The organism is Streptomyces tubercidicus (assembly GCF_027497495.1).
Classification (GTDB): Bacteria; Actinomycetota; Actinomycetes; order Streptomycetales; family Streptomycetaceae; genus Streptomyces; species Streptomyces tubercidicus.
Map to the genome: position 1 here is coordinate 4,906,493 of NZ_CP114205.1, position 17,216 is coordinate 4,923,708.

The 17,216-nt window shown below is 70.6% G+C and carries 13 protein-coding genes, 1 tRNA gene and 1 riboswitch; of the genes, 12 read left to right on the top strand and 2 right to left on the bottom strand.

The annotated features are described in order from the left end of the window. The first annotated feature begins 43 nt into the window (after window positions 1-43). From STRTU_RS21430 to STRTU_RS21480, 11 genes are all read left to right on the top strand, one after another. Window positions 44-919: a LysR family transcriptional regulator gene (locus STRTU_RS21430; protein ID WP_159745239.1), complete on the top strand. Its 876-nt coding sequence runs from the start codon at window positions 44-46 to the stop codon at window positions 917-919. 167 nt (window positions 920-1,086) lie between these two features. After that, window positions 1,087-2,409, top strand: coding sequence for a cytochrome P450 family protein (locus STRTU_RS21435; protein ID WP_371873640.1), 1,323 nt, complete (start codon window positions 1,087-1,089; stop codon window positions 2,407-2,409). 253 nt (window positions 2,410-2,662) lie between these two features. Further along, window positions 2,663-3,820, top strand: a complete 1,158-nt coding sequence (locus STRTU_RS21440; protein WP_159745241.1) for a LysM peptidoglycan-binding domain-containing protein — start codon at window positions 2,663-2,665, stop codon at window positions 3,818-3,820. Between the two features lie 251 nt (window positions 3,821-4,071). Then, window positions 4,072-4,242: riboswitch (cyclic di-AMP (ydaO/yuaA leader) on the top strand. A gap of 7 nt (window positions 4,243-4,249) precedes the next feature. Beyond that, the gene (locus STRTU_RS21445) at window positions 4,250-4,927 is read left to right on the top strand and encodes a transglycosylase family protein (RefSeq protein WP_269777378.1); all 678 of its coding nucleotides are present in this window, start codon (window positions 4,250-4,252) and stop codon (window positions 4,925-4,927) included. 305 nt (window positions 4,928-5,232) lie between these two features. Then, entirely contained in the window at window positions 5,233-6,555 is a 1,323-nt protein-coding gene (eno, locus tag STRTU_RS21450) for a phosphopyruvate hydratase (protein ID WP_159745243.1), read from the top strand. A gap of 156 nt (window positions 6,556-6,711) precedes the next feature. Beyond that, window positions 6,712-7,164, top strand: a complete 453-nt coding sequence (locus STRTU_RS21455) for an FtsB family cell division protein (RefSeq protein WP_159745245.1) — start codon at window positions 6,712-6,714, stop codon at window positions 7,162-7,164. A 105-nt stretch (window positions 7,165-7,269) separates the two neighbouring features. Beyond that, window positions 7,270-7,830 carry a DUF501 domain-containing protein gene (locus tag STRTU_RS21460; protein ID WP_159745247.1) on the top strand — a complete coding sequence of 187 codons (561 nt, stop codon included), beginning with the start codon at window positions 7,270-7,272 and terminating at the stop codon, window positions 7,828-7,830. Then, on the top strand, window positions 7,827-8,798 hold the full coding sequence (locus tag STRTU_RS21465) for a Ppx/GppA phosphatase family protein (protein ID WP_159745249.1): 972 nt from the start codon (window positions 7,827-7,829) through the stop codon (window positions 8,796-8,798). Before STRTU_RS21460 ends, STRTU_RS21465 begins: the two co-directional genes overlap by 4 nt. Before the next feature lie 459 nt (window positions 8,799-9,257). Next, a complete protein-coding gene (locus STRTU_RS21470; protein WP_167539105.1) occupies window positions 9,258-9,845 on the top strand; it encodes a hypothetical protein in 588 nt (195 codons plus the stop codon). Window positions 9,846-10,296: 451 nt separating this feature from the next. Continuing rightward, on the top strand, window positions 10,297-11,688 hold the full coding sequence (locus tag STRTU_RS21475; protein ID WP_159745253.1) for an NAD(P)/FAD-dependent oxidoreductase: 1,392 nt from the start codon (window positions 10,297-10,299) through the stop codon (window positions 11,686-11,688). Window positions 11,689-11,887: 199 nt separating this feature from the next. Further along, window positions 11,888-13,195, top strand: coding sequence for an SAM-dependent methyltransferase (locus tag STRTU_RS21480; RefSeq protein WP_159745255.1), 1,308 nt, complete (start codon window positions 11,888-11,890; stop codon window positions 13,193-13,195). A gap of 47 nt (window positions 13,196-13,242) precedes the next feature. Here the strand turns inward: STRTU_RS21480 and STRTU_RS21485 are convergent, their stop codons facing one another. Together STRTU_RS21485 and STRTU_RS21490 are read right to left on the bottom strand one after the other, a co-directional pair. Beyond that, window positions 13,243-15,759, bottom strand: coding sequence for an ABC transporter permease (locus STRTU_RS21485; protein WP_159745257.1), 2,517 nt, complete (start codon window positions 15,757-15,759; stop codon window positions 13,243-13,245). Between the two features lie 48 nt (window positions 15,760-15,807). Further along, window positions 15,808-16,590: an ABC transporter ATP-binding protein gene (locus tag STRTU_RS21490; protein ID WP_159745259.1), complete on the bottom strand. Its 783-nt coding sequence runs from the start codon at window positions 16,588-16,590 to the stop codon at window positions 15,808-15,810. Window positions 16,591-17,064: 474 nt separating this feature from the next. On the opposite strand from STRTU_RS21490, the gene STRTU_RS21495 reads away from it, so the two are divergent. Further along, window positions 17,065-17,146, top strand: a tRNA-Leu gene (locus tag STRTU_RS21495). Window positions 17,147-17,216 lie beyond the last annotated feature (70 nt).

A 17,216-nucleotide genomic window follows, 5' to 3' on the forward strand; every position in this document is an offset into this window, starting at 1 on the left:
ATCGATCGTGGAGAGAGATGGATGGCAGCTAGGCTCAGGGTGCATGGAGCTTCAGCAGATGCGGTACGTGGTCGCGGTGGCCGAGACCGGGGGGTTCACCCGGGCCGCGGAGCGCTGTCATGTGGTGCAGTCCGCGCTCAGCCATCAGATCGCCCGGCTGGAGAAGGAGCTGGGCGCCCGGCTCTTCGACCGGACCAGCCGGAGTGTCCGGCTGACCGCCGCCGGGGAGGCGTTCGTCCCGGTTGCCCGGCAGGCGCTGGAGGCGGCCGAACGGGCCCGCGCCGAGGTGGCGGCCGCGACGGGGGAGGTGCGCGGTCGGCTGGCGGTCGGCGCGATCACCACCGTCGCGGCCGTGGATCTCGCCCGTGAGCTGGGGGCGTTCCGTCAGCGGTGCCCGCAGGTGCGGATCAGCTTGCAGACCGAGATGAGTGACCGGCTCCTGGAGCAGGTGCGGCAAGGGGTGCTGGATGTCGCGTTCGTCGGGCTGGTGCCCGGTGCCCGCACCGTCGGCGTACGGGAGCGGGAGCTGGCGCGCGGTGAGCTGGTCGCCGTCGTGCCGCCGGGGCATCCGCTGGCGGGGCGGGAGTGGACCACGCTGGCGCGGATGGCGCGGGAGACCTTTGTCGACTTCACGGCGGGGTCGGCGGCGCGGCGGCAGCGCGATGACGCGTTCCGGGCGGCGGGGCTGACCTCGGAGGTGGCGTTCGAGGTGACCACGGTGGAGTTCCTGGCGAAGCTGGTGCGGGCGGGCCTGGGCGTCGGCATGGTGCCGGAGGCCATCGCCGCAGAGCTGGCCGGGCTGCACATCGTGCGGGTGCGGCCGGCGCCCGAGCGGACCGAGCGGGTGGTGTGGAGCGGGCTGGGCCCGTCCCCGGCGGCGGTGGCCTTTCTGAGCGGCCTGGGGGTGGACGTGGAGTGAGCGGAGGCGCCCCGCCGGTGGGTGGACGTGACGTAGCGGAGGCCCGGCCGCCGGTGGGTGGACGTGACGTAGCGGAGACCCCCGCCGGTGGGTGGGCGTGGAGTGAGCGGAGGCCCCCGGCCGGTGGCCGGGCGCGCCGTTGTGCGCCCAGCGGTTACGGTCGGAAGGTGCACGACAAGCCCGATATCACCGCCGCCGACGCCCCCGCGGGCTGCCCCGCCGCCGGGCCCGCCCCCGCCCTGTTCACCTGGGAGTTCGCCTCCGACCCGTACCCCGCGTACGCCTGGCTGCGCGAGCATGCGCCGGTGCACCGGACCGAGCTGCCCAGCGGCGTCGAGGCATGGCTGGTGACGCGGTACACCGAGGCGCGGCAGGCGCTCGCCGACGGCCGGCTGTCCAAGAACCCGGTCCACCACAGCGAGGCCGCGCACGGCAAGGGCAAGGTCGGCATCCCGGGGGAGCGCAGCGCCAACCTGATGACGCATCTGCTCAATATCGACCCGCCGGACCACACCCGGCTGCGCCGGCTGGTCTCGAAGGCGTTCACCCCGCGCCGGGTCGCCGCCTTCGCCCCGCGGGTCCAGGAGCTGACCGACCGGCTGATCGACGGCTTCGCGGAGCGCGGGGAGGCCGATCTGATCCATGAGTTCGCGTTCCCGCTGCCCATCTACGCCATCTGCGATCTGCTGGGGGTGCCGCGGGAGGACCAGGACGACTTCCGCGACTGGGCGGGCATGATGCTGCGCCACACCAAGGCGGGCCAAGGAGGCGGGCCGCGCGGCGGCGTCGCCAAGTCGGTGAAGAAGATGCGCGGCTATCTCGCCGAGCTGATCCACCGCAAGCGCGCGTCCCTGGGCGCCACCGCCGAGCCGGACGAGGATCTGATCTCCGCCCTGATCAGGGCCTCCGACCACGGGGAGCAGCTGACCGAGAACGAGGCCGCCGCGATGGCCTTCATCCTGCTCTTCGCCGGTTTCGAGACCACCGTCAATCTGATAGGCAACGGCATCTACGCGCTGCTGCGCCATCCCGCCCAGCGTGAGCTGCTGCAGAAGTCGATCGAGGCGGGCGACACCGAGCTGCTCGCCACCGGTGTCGAGGAGTTGCTCCGTTACGACGGCCCCGTGGAGCTGGCTACCTGGCGGTTCGCGACCGAGGAGCTGACGCTCGGCGGGCAGCGGATCGCCGTGGGGGACCCGGTCCTGGTGGTGCTGGCCGCGGCCGACCGCGATCCGGCGCGCTTCACCGAGCCGGATGTGCTCGATCTGACCCGGCGTGACAATCAGCATCTGGGATACGGGCACGGCATCCACTACTGCCTGGGTGCGCCGCTCGCCCGCCTCGAAGGACAGACCGCGCTGGCGACGCTGCTGACCCGGCTCCCGGACATCCGACTTGCGGCGGAACCGGACGATTTGCGCTGGCGGGGCGGGCTGATCATGCGCGGACTGCGTTCACTTCCGGTGGAGTTCACTCCGGATCGGCCCTGACCAGCGACGAAGCCGAATGTGACGCAGAGTCAACTGCGTGACCTTTACGTGATGCGTGCTACACCGACTTGTGACTCCCCAAGACCCCGGCTACCTTTCGACCGACGATCGACAGGCTTCACTCGATCGGTCGAAGCGGTGATGTGGGGGACCGGTGTAACGGTGCCGCTCGCGTGCGTCGGCCGGCCGGAGGCCCCGTCGAGCAGCTCGAAGAGCTCGTCGACAACTCAACCGCCGCGCGAAAGGCATCCGCATGCGTTCCGGGAACGGCCGACATCGTCGCCCCCGTCAGGCACCGGCCATCTTTGTCACGGCAGGGGTGACCGGCGCCGGCATCGCCCTGCCCCTGCTCGGCGCGAGCGGTGCACACGCCGCCGACACCGCGACCTGGGACCGGGTCGCCCAGTGTGAGAGCGGCGGGGTGTGGAGCGCGGCGTCGGGCAACGGCTACTACGGCGGGCTCCAGCTCACCCAGGAGATGTGGGACAACTACGGCGGCTCGGCCTATGCCTCGCGCCCCGACTACGCCAGCCGTTCCCAGCAGATCGCCGTGGCCCAGTCGATCCTCGACGACCGCGGTCCCGACGCCTGGCCGAGCTGCGCGGTGAACGCGGGCCTGACCGGCGACGGCCAGGCCCCGGAGGTCGACCCGGGCAGCACCAGCACCCCGTCGCCCGCCCCGTCGGACTCCGCGGGCTCCCGCGACCCCTGGGACACCCCTGGTTCGTCCGACGGGCCCGACGGCACGGACGCGTCCGGGACGCACGACAAGCCCAGCGACGGCCCCAGCGACAAGCCGAGCCACCAGCCCGGCGACGAGGCCGGCGACGGCCCCAGCGACGGCCCCAGTGACGAGCCGAGCGGGCAGCCGTCCGACGCGACGCCCTCGCCGGACGCCTCGGACTCCGGCGAGCCCGGCCGGCCCGACGACGCGTCCACCAGCCCCGAGCCGTCCGACCCGGCGACGCCCGGCGACCAGGACGGCGACCGGGACGGCGACCCGTCGCACTCCGCCGACCCGTCCGACGGCGCGACCGACGGCCCCTCGGTGGACCCGTCCACGGACCCGTCCGGCGGCGGCAGTCGCACGGATGGCACCGGCACTCCGCACAAGGTGCCCACCAAGGGCAAGCACCGCGGCGAGGCGGGCGACGGGGACGCCGGTAAGGACGGCGACGGCCGGTCCGGCGGCCGGCACGCCTCGCGCGGCGACGACGCGCACCGTACGGGCCCGGCGGCCGGCGGCGACTACACCGTGCGCCCGGGTGACAGCCTGTCAGCCATCGCCGCGGCCCACCGGCTGTCCGGCGGCTGGCACGCGCTCTACGACCGCAACGAGGGCGTCATCGGCTCCGACGCGGACCTGATCCAGCCCGGCCAGCGGCTCGATCTCGGGCGGAACGCAGGGTAGTTCGGCACCCTTCGCCCTCTTTTGGGAAAGTGAGACATGGGTCTCGTTGACTGTGGTGGGGTCCGGTGTGCTCAACACCGGCATACCGGGTCCCACCTGCGGATATGTGATCAACCTGAGATCAAAAACGGTCAACTTGGTCCAGATGGTGGGGTTTGAACCCCAAGGGGATTACTGCTTAACGTCAGGATCGCTCGCCAAAGCGAGCCCCTCGATCACACGCCGAATCCTGCCGGTGATCGAAGGCACTTGACGCGCAAGCGCCGAAGGCAGGAGCGGGGGACCCAAGGTTTGTGCCGGCCCCGCCCGTGAAAACGGGTCAACCGGCTTGGGGTGAAGCCATGTGCGTGCCGTGCACGTGGCCGGGCGACTCATCAGCCCGAACCCGACAGCTCACCTCGTAGGCGTCGGTGAGGAAACGAACGAACCATGCTGATCTTCAAGGGCAAGCACCGTCGTCCCTCCAAGGCCGTCCGCGTCGCCACCCTCGCCGGTGTCGCCGGTGCCGCCGTGGCCGTCCCGATGATGGGTGCCACCTCCGCCTCCGCCGCCTCCGTCGCGACCTGGGACAAGGTCGCCCAGTGCGAGTCCGGCGGCAACTGGTCGATCAACACCGGTAACGGCTACTACGGTGGCCTGCAGTTCTCCAACTCCAGCTGGGCCGCCGCCGGTGGCACCAAGTACGCGCCGCGCGCCGACCTGGCCACCAAGTCCCAGCAGATAGCCGCCGCCGAGAAGCTCCTCGCCATCCAGGGCCCGGGTGCCTGGAGCTGCGCCGGTGCGGGCAACCTGACCTCCGGTGGCCCGGCCGCCGACGTCGACACCTCCGGCTCCGCGCAGACCAAGTCCGCGCCCAAGCAGGAGTCCGCGCCGAAGCAGGAGTCCAAGCCCGAGGTCAAGAAGGCCGCCCCGTCCGAGGACCGTGCCTCGCGCTCCACCGAGCGCAAGTCCACGGGTCACGGCAACTACACCGTCAAGGCGGGCGACACCCTCGCCAAGATCGCCAAGGCTCACGGCACCGACTGGAAGTCCGTCTACAAGGCCAACAAGTCGGTCATCGGCGGCAACCCGAACCTGATCTTCCCCGGCCAGCAGCTCACCGTCTGAGTCACCCACTCACCGGGGTCCCAGCGGGTCCGAGCGGCGGACCCTCTACCTCCGTGAGACCGCCCCGCCACGGCGCGCCCTTCCCCCCCCCCGCGCGCCGTGGCGGGGCTTCTCGTGTCCCGGACCGCACCCGGGGCAGCCCCGCCCGGTGGCAGTCCGCCGACCGGCGCTGTCCAGCGGCTTTCCCCGCTCGGTGAGCAATGTGCCAAACGTCCCGTGAACGGGGACTTCGGTAGGTATTCACCGGCCTTCCGTCCCACGGAGCGGGCCAAGGGCAGGCGGACGCGGCCGGGGCCGTTAGGCTCATGCGCAGAACGCCAGACACCCACGAAGGAGACAACGTGCCGTCGATCGACGTCGTCGTAGCCCGCGAAATTCTCGACTCGCGAGGTAATCCCACGGTCGAGGTCGAGGTCGGCCTCGACGACGGCAGCACCGGCCGTGCCGCCGTCCCGTCCGGCGCCTCCACCGGAGCCTTCGAGGCCATCGAGCTCCGCGACGGTGACCCCAACCGTTACCTGGGCAAGGGCGTCGAGAAGGCCGTCCTGGCCGTCATCGAGCAGATCGGCCCGGAGCTCGTCGGCTACGACGCCACCGAGCAGCGGCTGATCGACCAGGCCATGTTCGACCTGGACGCCACCGACAACAAGGGCTCGCTCGGCGCCAACGCCATCCTCGGCGTCTCCCTCGCCGTCGCGCACGCCGCCTCCGAGGCCAGCGACCTCCCGCTGTTCCGCTACCTCGGCGGCCCGAACGCGCACGTGCTGCCCGTCCCGATGATGAACATCCTGAACGGCGGCTCGCACGCCGACTCCAACGTGGACATCCAGGAGTTCATGATCGCCCCGATCGGCGCGGAGTCCTTCTCCGAGGCGCTGCGCTGGGGCGCCGAGGTCTACCACACCCTCAAGAAGGTCCTGAAGGAGCGCGGCCTGTCCACCGGTCTCGGTGACGAGGGTGGCTTCGCCCCGAACCTGGGCTCCAACCGTGAGGCGCTCGACCTCATCCTGGAGGCCATCAAGCAGGCCGGTTACGCCCCCGGCCAGGACATCGCGCTCGCGCTGGACGTCGCCGCCTCCGAGTTCTACAAGGACGGCAAGTACCAGTTCGAGGGCAATGACCGCTCGGCCGCCGAGATGACCGAGTACTACGAGGAGCTGGTGGCGGCCTACCCGCTGGTCTCCATCGAGGACCCGCTGTTCGAGGACGACTGGGCCGGCTGGAAGGTCATCACCGACAAGCTCGGCGCCAAGGTCCAGCTCGTCGGCGACGACCTGTTCGTCACCAACCCCGAGCGCCTCGCCCGCGGCATCGAGGAGGGCTCCGCCAACGCGCTGCTGGTTAAGGTCAACCAGATCGGCTCGCTGACCGAGACCCTGGACGCCGTCGAGCTGGCCCAGCGCAACGGCTTCAAGTGCATGATGTCGCACCGCTCCGGTGAGACCGAGGACGTCACCATCGCCGACCTCGCCGTCGCCACCAACTGCGGCCAGATCAAGACCGGCGCCCCGGCCCGCTCCGAGCGCGTCGCCAAGTACAACCAGCTGCTGCGCATCGAGGAGATCCTCGACGACGCCGCGGTCTACGCCGGCCGCTCCGCCTTCCCGCGCTTCCGCCACGGCAGCTGACGAAGGCGGCCCGCTGCCAGGCCGACAGGGCAGCAGGGGCTGAACGGGCGAGGTAATCGCCCCGCGCCCCGTACGTCCCCGGCGACGGTCCCGTACCGTTGCCGGGGACGTACCTGCTTGAAGCAGTCAGGCGTCCGTCAGTGAAGGGGAGACGACGTGCCCGCGGACCGGTTCTCGACCGCGACCCGACTCAAGGCGCTCGGCGAACAGGCCGCCGCCCGCGTCTACCGCGCCCGCCCGCCCCGCCGCAACCGCCTCACCGGCCGTGCCGCCCTGCTGGCCCTGGTGATGTGCTCCCTGGTCGTCGCGCTCGCGTATCCCATAAGGCAGTACGTCTCCCAGCGCTCGGACATCGCCGACCAGCGCCGCAGGGCGCAGGACGCTGGCGCCGCCCTGGACCGGCTGCGTGAGCAGAAGGCCCGCTGGCAGGACCCGGCGTACGTACGCCAGCAGGCCCGCCGGCATCTGCACTACGTCATGCCGGGCGAGGCCGGCTATATCGTCCCGGACGGCTCCGGCACCGTCTCCGCGCCCAAGGGGGCGCGGGCGGCGCAGCGCCCCTGGTACGAGAACCTGTGGAACGCGGTCGACGCGGCCGACAAACGCTAAGGGCCGCCCCGGCTGCCCGTACCGCCGCCGGACGCCAGCCCGTAGTGTCGGGACCAGGCGGCCCGCCGCGCCGCCACTTCACCACCCACCTCACCGAAAGCGCACATGGACACGCCCCCGCCCCAGACCGAGCCCACCGAGCCCACCGCCGCGGACATCGCCGCCTTCCGGGAGCAGCTGGGCCGCCCGCCCCGCGGGCTGCGCGCCATCGCGCACCGCTGCCCCTGCGGCCAGCCGGATGTCGTCGAGACGGCGCCGCGCCTGGAGGACGGCACGCCCTTCCCCACGCTCTACTACCTCACCTGCCCGCGCGCGGCCTCCGCGATCGGCACGCTGGAGGCCAATGGCGTGATGAAGGAGATGACCGAGCGGCTGGCGGCCGACCCGGAGCTGGCCGCCGCCTACCGGGCCGCCCACGAGGACTACATCCGGCGGCGGGACGCCATCGAGGTGCTGGCGGGCTTCCCGAGCGCGGGCGGTATGCCCGACCGCGTCAAGTGCCTGCATGTCCTCGTCGGGCACTCGCTGGCGGCCGGTCCGGGCGTCAACCCGCTCGGTGACGAGGCCCTCGCGATGCTGCCGGAGTGGTGGAAGAAGGGCCCGTGCGTGACCCCCTGCCAGGACGCCGGCGGAGCCCAGGACGCCCCCGAAGGAGACGCCACGTGAAGCGGGTCGCCGCCATCGACTGCGGTACGAACTCCATCCGGCTGCTGGTCGCGGACTGCGACCCGGCGACCGGCGAGCTGAAGGACCTCGACCGCCGGATGGAGATCGTCCGGCTGGGCCAGGGCGTGGACCGCACCGGACGGCTGGCCCCCGAGGCGCTGGAGCGCACCTTCGCGGTCTGCCGGGAGTACGCCGCGGTGATCAAGGGCCTGGGCGCCGAACACCTCCGCTTCGTGGCGACCTCCGCCTCCCGGGACGCGGAGAACCGCGAGGACTTCGTCCGCGGCGTGGTGGACATCCTGGGCGTGGAGCCCGAGGTGATCACCGGCGACCAGGAGGCCGAGTTCTCCTTCGACGGCGCCACCAAGGAGCTCACCGGCCGCGCCGATCTGGCCCGCCCCTTCCTGGTGGTCGACATCGGCGGCGGCTCCACCGAGTTCGTCCTCGGCGACGACTCCGTACGCGCCGCCCGCTCGGTCGACGTCGGCTGCGTCCGGATGACCGAGCGCCATCTGGTGCACGGCGGCCAGATCAGCGACCCGCCCACGGACGGGCAGATCAAGGCCATCAAGGCCGATATCGCCGCGGCGCTGGACCGGGCCGAGGAGACCGTTCCGCTGCGCGAGGCGGCCACCCTGGTGGGCCTGGCCGGCTCGGTGACCACGGTCTCCGCGATCGCGCAGGGCCTTGAGCGGTACGAGCCCGAGGTGCTGCACCACTCCCGGATCTCCCTGGCGACGGTCCGCGAGGTCACCGGCCGGCTGCTGTCCTCCACCCACGCCGAGCGCGCGGCCATCCCGGTCATGCACCCGGGCCGGGTCGATGTGATCGCCGCGGGTGCGCTCGTACTGCTGTCGATCATGGAGCGGACGGGCGCCGCGGAGGTCGTCGTCAGCGAGCACGACATCCTGGACGGCATCGCCTTCAAGGTGGCAGAGGCGGCCGAGAAGGAGAAGAGCAGGGACTGACCTGCGCTGATGCGGTGACGAGGTACCTCGGGCCGCACCTGCTACGGCCCCGTGCACCGCCGGCACCCGGCGGCGCACGGGGCCGTAGCTCGTGCACCGCGGGATGACCGGGAAGCACCGGGACACCGGGAGGCACCGGGCACCGGGAAGTGGGGCGCGGAATTACCCTGGACCGTATACGGGGGAACGGCACTCGAAGCCGAACGGCGGCCGCGATGCAGCGGCGGAGTGCATGCCCATACGTCACCGGTTGTGCGTCATGGCACGCCGTCGCACGTCGCTGCACGCGACCCGAAGCGGCAATGGGCTACGTCCACAGGCGGTGAGGACACCATGTGGAATGCGATCAAGCGCAAACGGCACGCACGTCATCCGGAACCGGAAGAGCCGCAAGTACGGGATGAACCGAAAGCAGCGGCAGAAGCGGCGGACATCGTGTGTGACCGCTGCAAGCGGTCCGTGTTGCAAGACGACAGCGACGGATGGAACGTCGTCCTGGACAAGGGATATGCGGTCGGGTTTCTGTGCCCGGACTGTCAGACGGCGGAGGAGAACGCCGAGGCCGAGGTGCATGAGGCGACCCTGGACTACGGCGCTGGCCAGATGGATGAGGACGGCCGCGTCCGGTGGCCGCAGAAGGGTTCCTCCCACAGCATCGCGGTCGGAGGCCATGGTGCGATGCGGGAGAACAAGGCCATCCACCTGCTGGTCTCCCTGGAGCCCCCGGTGCTGCATGTCGCCGTCGGGCCGCAGTCGGACGCACGGCTGAGCGCGCTGTTCGAAAACGAGGTGTGCAGGAAGGCCGTCCACGAGGAGATGTCGCGCAAGGGAGCAGAGCCCGGGACCCGGGACCTCGCGTACCTGGTGGACAGTGACATGGACGCCACCGAGGTCTGGGTGGTGGAGGACCAGGCGATGGCGGTCGGCGGGGCCGGCGCGCACAAGCTGCTGGTCATCTGCTCTCCGGACATCGACCCGTACCTCCTCGGCACGTTCGCGCCGGAGTACGCCGACTCGATGCGCGAGGCGATCCACGCGCAACGATGACGGACACCCGGTGCGGCAGGGGTCGGCAACGGCCTCTGCCGCACGGCTTTTTGAGCGGGCGGGACGGCCGTCCGGGCGGGCTTCAGGGGGCTTCGGGAGGTCTCGCGGACGGGTCAGCGAAGAAAGTTCGTGAAATCCTTCACATGAAAAAGCCTCCCGTTGGACGAACAATCTGATCGTCCGACCCTCATTCGAAGGTTCTGGGCCTTCTGGACCCGGAGAATGCGTGGTGGCCGGTCCGGCGGCGGAGCGCTCACCGAGGGGGTGGTTCGGCCGTCCGGCGGGCCACAATCCCTGATCAACGCGGGTCTCCAACGCCTTGCGCCGTACAGTGGTTCCGCATTGGACTATGGCGTCGGTCACGGAAGCGGCGGAGTGTAGCAGATGCCCCCCGCGTGCTTGTGAAGGGGCTCACGAGCGACCCCCCATGTGGGGGTGGATACTCGATTGCATGAGCACCACGGAGCGTCCCAGGATCCTCGTTGTAGGCGGTGGGTACGTAGGCCTGTACGCGGCACGCCGCATCCTCAAGCAGATGCGGTACGGCGAGGCGACTGTCACGGTCGTCGACCCGCGCTCGTACATGACGTACCAGCCCTTCCTCCCCGAAGCTGCAGCCGGCAGCATCTCCCCCCGCCACGTCGTGGTGCCGCTACGACGCGTGCTGCCCAAGGCGGAGGTCCTCACCGGCCGGGTCACCACCATCGACCAGGACCGCAAGGTCGCCACGATCGCCCCGCTGGTCGGCGAGGCGTACGAGCTGCCCTTCGACTACCTGGTCATCGCGATGGGCGCGGTCTCCCGTACCTTCCCGATCCCCGGCCTGGCCGAGAACGGCATCGGCATGAAGGGCGTGGAAGAGGCCATCGGCCTGCGCAACCACGTGCTGGAGCAGCTGGACAAGGCCGACTCCACGACCGACGAGGACGTCCGCCGCAAGGCGCTCACCTTCGTCTTCGTCGGCGGTGGCTTCGCGGGTGCGGAGACCATCGGTGAGGTCGAGGACATGGCCCGCGACGCCGCCAAGTACTACAACAACGTGAAGCGCGAGGACATGCGCTTCCTCCTGGTCGACGTCGCCGACAAGATCCTCCCCGAGGTCGGCCCGAAGCTCGGCGCCTACGGCAAGGAGCACCTGGAGAGCCGCGGTGTCGAGGTCTACCTCAAGACCGGCATGGACTCCTGCGTCGACGGCCATGTGAAGCTCAACAACGGCCTTGAGGTCGACTCCAACACCATCGTGTGGACCGCGGGCGTCAAGCCGAACCCGGCGCTGGCCCGCTTCGGTCTGCCGCTCGGCCCGCGCGGCCACGTCGACACCGGCACCACCCTCCAGGTGCAGGGCACCGACTACATCTGGGCCGCCGGCGACAACGCCCAGGTCCCGGACATGGTCGGCCGCAAGAACGGCAACGAGAACGCCTGGTGCCCGCCGAACGCCCAGCACGCGCTGCGGCAGGCCAAGGTCCTCGGCGACAACGTGCTCTCCGGTATGCGGGGCTTCCCGCAGAAGGAGTACAGCCACGCCAACAAGGGTGCGGTCGCCGGTCTGGGCCTGCACAAGGGCGTCGCGATGATCGTCATGGGCAAGATGAAGATCAAGCTCAAGGGCCGTCTCGCCTGGTACATGCACCGCGCGTACCACGGCATGGCGATGCCGACGTTCAACCGCAAGATCCGGGTCTTCGCCGACTGGACGCTGGCCATGTTCCTCAAGCGCGAGGTCGTCTCGCTCGGCGCCATGGAGAACCCCCGCGAGGAGTTCTACGAGGCCGCCAAGCCGGCGCCGGCCCCGCCGACCGCCGCCGAGGCCGGGGACAAGACCAAGGCCAAGGCTTCCTGAATTCCCGGTCGGCTACTCCGACCAGCCCGAAGGGCGTCCGCCATCCGTGGGGCGGGCGCCCTTTGGCGTGTCCGCTCTGGCGAAAAGCGGGCGGTGTGCGGTTCTCTTACGTGTGAACGGGACTAACTGGGCGCCCCATTGGCGTTTACGTGGTGGGTGAAGCTTCTTTGCCCGACTCGTCAACACGGAGGTGTGCGACATGGCCGACGCCGCTGGACGGCTCACCAAGCTCGCCGAGGAGGTGCTGGGAGCACCGCTCCCGGTACGCATCCGCGCCTGGGACCGCAGCGAGTCCGGACCGCCGGGGGCACCCACGCTCGTCATCCGCCATCGCCGGGCACTGCGCCGGATGATGTTCCGGCCCGGCGAACTCGGGCTGGCCCGCGCCTGGGTGGCCGGCGACCTGGACATCGACGGCGATCTCTACGAGGCGCTCGACCGGCTCGCCGGGCTGATCTGGGAGCGCGACGACGCCCCCCGGCCGCAGCGCGCCGCCGTCGTGCGCGCCCTGGCCCGCCCGGAGATCCGCGCCGCCGCCCGGGAACTGCTGACCCTGGCCGGGGCCCCGGTCCCGCCGGCGCCGCCCGCGGAAGAGGTCCGGCGCCGCCGCGGACCGCTGCACACCCTGCGGCGCGACAAGGAAGCCATCAGCCACCACTACGACGTGGGCAACGACTTCTACGCCCTGGTGCTCGGCCCGTCCATGGTCTACTCCTGCGCCTACTGGGAGAGCCCCAGCGCCACTCTGGAGGACGCCCAGCGCGACAAGCTCGACCTGATCTGCCGCAAGCTCGGCCTCCAGAAGGACCGGCGGCTGCTCGACGTGGGCTGCGGCTGGGGCTCGATGGTGCTGCACGCCGCCCGCGAGTACGGCGTACGGGCGGTCGGCATCACCCTCTCCGAGGAGCAGGCCACCTTCGCCCGTAAGCGGATCGCCGAGGCCGGGCTGGCCGACCGGGTCGAGATCCGGGTGCAGGACTACCGCGAGATCCATGACGAGCCGTTCGACGCGATCTCCTCGATCGGGATGGCCGAGCACGTCGGCCGGACGCAGTACGGGGAGTACGCCGCCGCGCTGTACCGCCTCCTCCAGCCCGGCGGGCGGCTGCTCAACCACCAGATCGCCCGGCGGCCGGTCGCGGACGAGGAGGCGTACCACGTCGATGAGTTCATCGACCGGTATGTGTTCCCGGACGGTGAGCTGGCGCCGGTCGGGCAGACCGTCGGCCAGCTGGAGGAGGCCGGGTTCGAGGTACGGGACGTGGAGGCGATCCGCGAGCACTACGCGCTGACGCTGCGGAGCTGGGTCGCCAACCTGGAACGGCACTGGGACGAGGCGGCGCGGCTCACCTCCACCGGCCGGGCCCGGGTGTGGCGGCTCTACATGGCCGCATCGGCCCTGTCCTTCGAGCGCAACCGCATAGGAGTCAACCAGGTGCTGGCGGTCCGGACCCCGGAGAGCGGGGAGTCGGGGCTGCCGTTGCGGGGGCGGGACTGGACCGGCTGACACGGCGGTGCGCCGGACCCGTCCGGGCCCGGCGCACCCACCGCGTGCTACTCCGCCTTGATGGCGGTCAGCATGTTCAGCCGCGCCGCCCGGCGGGCCGGCCACAGGGCCGCCAGTACGCCGATGAGCGCCGCCGCCGCGAAGAAGAGGCCGAGCCGCCCCCAGGGCAGCACCAGCGCGTACGTCGGCATGCTGCCGCTGATCATCGGACCGGCCGCCCAGCCGAAGAAGACGCCCAGGCCGATGCCGAGCACCCCGCCGAAGAGCGAGATCACCAGGGACTCCAGCCGCACCATCCGCTTGATACCGGGGCGGTCCAGTCCGATGGCGCGCAGCATGCCGATCTCGCGCGAGCGTTCGAAGACCGACATCGCCAGGGTGTTGATGACGCCGAGCACCGCGACGATCACGGCCATGGCGAGCAGTGCGTACAGCATGTTCAGTATCAGGGTGACCGCGCCGGCGATCGCTTCGGTGACCTCCTGCTTGTCGGCGACGAAGAGCGCCGGGTTCTTGCCGAGCGCCGTGACCAGCGCGTCCTTGGTGGCGTCGGTGGCGCCGTCCTTGGTCTTCACCAGCACCTGCGAATCATCGGCCGTCTTCTCATGCGGGGCCAGCGTGGCGTTGTCCAGGATGACGCCCATGATGATGCCGTTGCCCTCGTAGACACCCGAGACGGTGAGCGTGCTCTTCTTGCCGTCCGCGAAGGTCACCGGGAAGCGGGAGCCGGGGTGCAGCCCCTTCTCCTTGGCGGTGTCGCTGTCCACGACCACCTGGTTGCCCTGGATGGTGCCCAGTGAGCCCTGGGTGAAGTCGAGCCGGGCGACCTTGTCGAAGTCCTTGCCGTTGACGCCGGTCAGGAGCGCGCCGTCCGTGAAGGACTTGCGCAGCGGGCTGACGGCGGTGACCTCGTCCAGGGTGCTGAGCTTCTTCGCCACGTCGGGGGAGAGCGGCGCCGAGCCGGCCATGGAGACCACGTAGTCGGACTTGAGCGAGGCGACGGCCTGCTTCTCGACGGAGGTCTGCAGACTGGTCGCGACCACCGTCAGGCCGGTGATCAGGGTCAGTCCGACCATCAGCGCGGAGGCGGTGGCCGCCGTACGGCGCGGATTGCGGACCGAGTTCTGCCGGGCGAGGGTGCCGGCGACCCCGAAGATCCGCAGGACGGGCGCGGCCAGTGCGATCAGCGGGCGGGACAGCAGCGGCGTCAGGATGAACACGCCGATCATCAGCAGCGTCGCACCGCCTGCCAGTACCAGGTCGGCGTTCTTGTTGTCGGATGCGCCGGTGCCGTAGAGCACCACGGCGATACCGGCGCCGGCGAAGAGCGCACCGATGGCGTTGCGCAGCACCAGCGATTTGGTGGTGGCGGTGGCGTGCACGCTGTTCATCGCGGCGATCGGCGGGATCTTCGCGGCGCGCCGGCCCGGCAGCCAGGCGGCCAGGACGGTGACGAGGGTGCCGACGAGCAGCGAGGTCAGCACGGCCGACATGGGCACCACCAGGGGGCCGTCGGGAATGTTGCCGCTCATGCTGCCCATCAGGGCGCGCAGCCCGGCGCCGACGCCGATGCCGGCGGCAAAGCCGACGACGGAGGCGATCGCGCCGACGACGAATGCCTCGGTCAGCACCGAGCGGGTGACCTGGCGGCGGCTGGCGCCGACCGCGCGCAGCAGCGCCAGTTCCCGGGTGCGCTGGGCGACCAGCATGGTGAAGGTGTTGACGATGAGGAAGATGCCGACGAAGAGCGCGATACCGGCGAAGATCAGCAGTGCGGTCTGCATGGTGCTGTTCTTCTTGGCGTTCGCCTTGCCGATGTCGTCGGCGAGTTGCTTGCCGGTGGTGGCCTCGACGCTGCCCTTGGGCAGCGCGGACTCGACCGCGGACTTCAGGGCGGTCTGGGAGGTGCCCGGGTCGGCCTTGATCCGGATCTCCTGGAACCCGCCGGGGGCGCCCAGCAGCTTCTGGGCGGTCGGGGTGTCGAACAGGGCGAGGGCGCCGCCGGCCGTGACCGCACTGTCGTCGGTGGTGAAGATGCCGGTCAGCTTCTGCTCGTGGACCGGTCCGTTGGCGGACAGCCGTACGGTGTCGCCGACTTTGTAGCCGGCCTCGTCCGCGGTGCGGGCGTCCAGTGCGAACTCGTGCGGGCCGTGCGGGGCCGCGCCGTCGCGCATCGGGTAGCGGGCGTCCTTGCCGTCGGCGCCGGGGAAGTAGTTGCCGCCCTTGCTGGAGTTGGGGTCGCCGATCAGCGCGCCGTTCTTGTCGGCGATGCCGGTGAAGCCGGAGATGAGGCCGGTGGCGGAGGCCGCGCCGGGTACCCGGGCGGACTTGTCGAGCAGCTTCTGGTCGATGACGGGCAACCCGGAGCCGTTGCCGGACGGCGCGCGGAGCGACACGTCGACGTCACGGAGGTTCTGGCGGGACTGGGCCTGGGATGCCTGGGAGACGGTCTCGGTGAAGACCAGGGTGCCGGAGACGAAGGCCACGCCGAGCATCACGGCGAGCACGGTCATCAGCAGCCGGGCCTTGTGCGCAAGCACATTGCGCAAGGCGGTTTTGAACATGAGGGGTCCTGGGGGAGAGGTCCGGTCGTACGGGGCGGCTGCTGTTGATCAGCTCGTGCGGGCCTTGGCGTCGAAGCCCTTCATCCGCTCCAGCACGGCGTCGGAGGTCGGGTCGGCCATGTCGTCGACGATCCGGCCGTCGGCGAGGAAGACCACCCGGTCCGCGTAGGAGGCGGCGACCGGGTCGTGGGTCACCATCACCACGGTCTGGCCCAGTTCGCGTACGGAGTTGCGCAGAAAGCCGAGGACCTCGGCGCCGGAGCGCGAGTCGAGGTTGCCGGTGGGCTCGTCGGCGAAGATGATCTCGGGCTGGGAGGCGAGCGCGCGAGCGACCGCGACGCGCTGCTGCTGGCCGCCGGAGAGCTGGCTGGGGCGGTGCTTGAGGCGGTCGGCCAGGCCGACGGTCTGCACGACGCGGTCCAGCCAGGCGCGGTCCGGCTTACGGCCCGCGATGTCCATCGGCAGCGTGATGTTCTCCAGGGCGGTCAGGGTCGGCAGCAGGTTGAACGCCTGGAAGATGAAGCCGATCTTGTCGCGCCGGAGTTGGGTGAGCTTCTTGTCCTTCAGGCCGGTGAGTTCGGTCTCGCCGATCCGGGCGGAACCGCCGGAGATCGAGTCCAGCCCGGCCATGCAGTGCATCAGCGTCGACTTGCCGGACCCGGAGGGGCCCATGATCGCGGTGAACTCGGCCTGCCGGAATTCGACGGAGACCGCGTCCAGGGCGACCACCTGGGTCTCGCCCTGTCCGTAGACCTTGGAGAGGTCCGTGGCGCGGGCGGCCGCCGCGGCGGCCCGGGTGGCGGTGGCGGCACCGAAGGGGGTGGTGGTCACGGCAAGGTGCTCCTGTCGTACGAGGGCGATCGGTTCCGCCGCGGCCACAGGGTTCCGGGCTGCGTACGGGAAGCGGACGCCTTCCATCGTGGGTCAGAGAACCGTGCGCGGACGTCAACCCCTGTGGCCGTCCTGGCCCACCCCTGGGACGTAGCCGGCGGGCGTCTGTCATCCCTGCGGAGGATGCCGCTCCGGATGCCGCTACTGCGTCCGCGGCACCGGGAAGGGCGGCCCGGCCGGGCTGACGGACCCGTCAGCGAGGCATCGACTTTCCGTCAATTCGGGCATGAAAATGCGCCGGGGGGCTTCCTCACGAAGCGGGCCTTCAGGCATGTGCCGATGGCCCGTACCGGGCGCTGATGCTCACTCAGTTGCCAATAAAATAAGACAACCTCGGGAAGAGCGGCCGATCTGTGTCGTGCACTGCGGGCTACGCTCGTGCTGCCCTCTTTGAGGTGCCATGGGGGATCCCAGGCCCGGATGGTGGAATGCAGACACGGCGAGCTTAAACCTCGCTGGCCTACGGGCCGTGCCGGTTCAAGTCCGGCTCCGGGCACTCCGCAACGCTGCGGAGCTTAACTGAATTTTCAACGAGAAGGGCCGCCCGGGGGAAAGCCGACGGCCCT